1 protein-coding gene is annotated in these 1,634 nt (G+C 63.3%); it reads right to left on the reverse strand.

Features of this window, described 5'->3' with window-relative positions; all coding sequences use genetic code 11:
• Window positions 1–431: 431 nt before the first annotated feature.
• Window positions 432–1,613: an HlyD family secretion protein gene (locus tag EN935_RS35085; protein WP_109663089.1), complete on the reverse strand. Its 1,182-nt coding sequence runs from the start codon at window positions 1,611–1,613 to the stop codon at window positions 432–434.
• Between the last annotated feature and the right edge of the window lie 21 nt (window positions 1,614–1,634).

The raw sequence follows: 1,634 nt of genomic DNA on the forward strand, positions 1-1,634 counted from the left end.
ATGGTCGGCAGCGCGACGTTGGCGATCGTCGTGTCGAGCGCCTGCATGATCGTCGCCAGCATGAGCGCGACCGTGATCAGGCCGCGATGCGGCACTTCTTTGAAGGGTTCAGGCGTGCTCATGACAGGGAACTTCCAGCAGGTAACAAAAACGTGTACAACGGGTTTCCGGGCGGCAACGCCTTCCGTTGAGAGACCCTCATCGCGGTGGGACGCGATTATCGATGTGGGGGTTACATCGACTGAGAGTCTCTGATGAGCGGATGCCTGCCGCCCGGAAACATGAGGACCGACGGGTCTGCGTCGAAGATTTCAGATTTCAGTCGAGCTGCGATGCGGCTTCGCCCAAATTCTGATCCTTCCAGCTCCTCCCATCAGACCAATCCTGCTATTCACCTCCACCCGCTGATCCCAGCGGGATTCTGTTGATTTTTACTGCGCGGCCTCGCCGGCCGTGGCGTGACCGAAGATCGACGGCAGGCCACGCACCACGCCGGTGTCGACGGTAACGGTGGCGCTCATGCCGGTGCGCAACGCCATCTTGGCGTCGGCATCGGTCAGTTCGAGACGCACGGGAATGCGCTGCGTGACCTTGACCCAGTTGCCGGTGGCGTTCTGGGCCGGCAGCAGCGAGAATTCGGCACCGGTGCCGGCGCCAATCGCCTTGACCGTCGCCTCGAAGGTGCGTCCCGGATAGGTATCGACCACGATATCGGCCTTCTGCCCGGGCTTCATGTGGGTGAGCTGCGTTTCCTTGAAATTGGCGGCGATCCAGGTGTCGCCGGTCTCGACCAGTGAAAACAGCGGCGTGCCGGAACCGACATACTGGCCGACCTTGAACGACGAGGCCTGGCTGATGACGCCGTCAGCCGGCGCCTTGACCGTGGTCTGCGCCAGATCGTAGGCCGCCTTGTCGCGTGCGGCGAGCGCGGCCATCACAGTCGGGTGCTTGTCGGTCTCGATGTCGGGATTGCCGCCAAGGGCTGCCTTGGCGCTGATGATGCCTTGCTCGGCAACGGCGAGCTGCTGCTTGGCCTTGTCGAGGTCGTTCTTGGCTTCGTCCAGCGACGACTTGGCGTTGATGCCCTTCTGGGCAAGGTCGGCGGCGCGGTCGAACTGCGACTGGGCGAAGGCGACCTGACTGGTGTCGGATTTCTGCTGAGCCATCGACTGGCCGTAAGCCGCGCGCAGCTGCTCGACATTGAGACGCGCGCCCGCCACCGCCGCGTCGGCCTGCGCCAAAGCGATCCGGTAGGGCTCGGGATCTATGGCAAACAGCTCGTCACCCTGTTTGACCAGCTGGTTATCGAAGATGTCGACTTTAACGATACGGCCAGCCGTGTCGGAAGCGATCGACACCTTGGCCTGCTGCAGATTGGCGTTCTCCGTCTCCTGGTAGCGGCCGCCGGTGACCCAGACGTAACCGCCGCCGACAGCCAGCGCGGCGGGCAGCGCGACCATCAGCAGGAGACGGCCCAGCCGGCGCTTTTTCTTCACCGGCGCCAAGGCTGGCTGGACCGGAGGAGCAACCGCCACCGGGGGCGCGGCCGGCTTTTCCGGTGCTTCCATCTCCAGCTCTGTCACTTTCTCGTCTATCTTGGCTACCGCGTTCATGCTGCTGTGCCTTCTGTATTC

It is taken from the genome of Mesorhizobium sp. M7D.F.Ca.US.004.03.1.1 (assembly GCF_003998635.1).
Lineage (GTDB): Bacteria > Pseudomonadota > Alphaproteobacteria > Rhizobiales > Rhizobiaceae > Mesorhizobium > Mesorhizobium loti.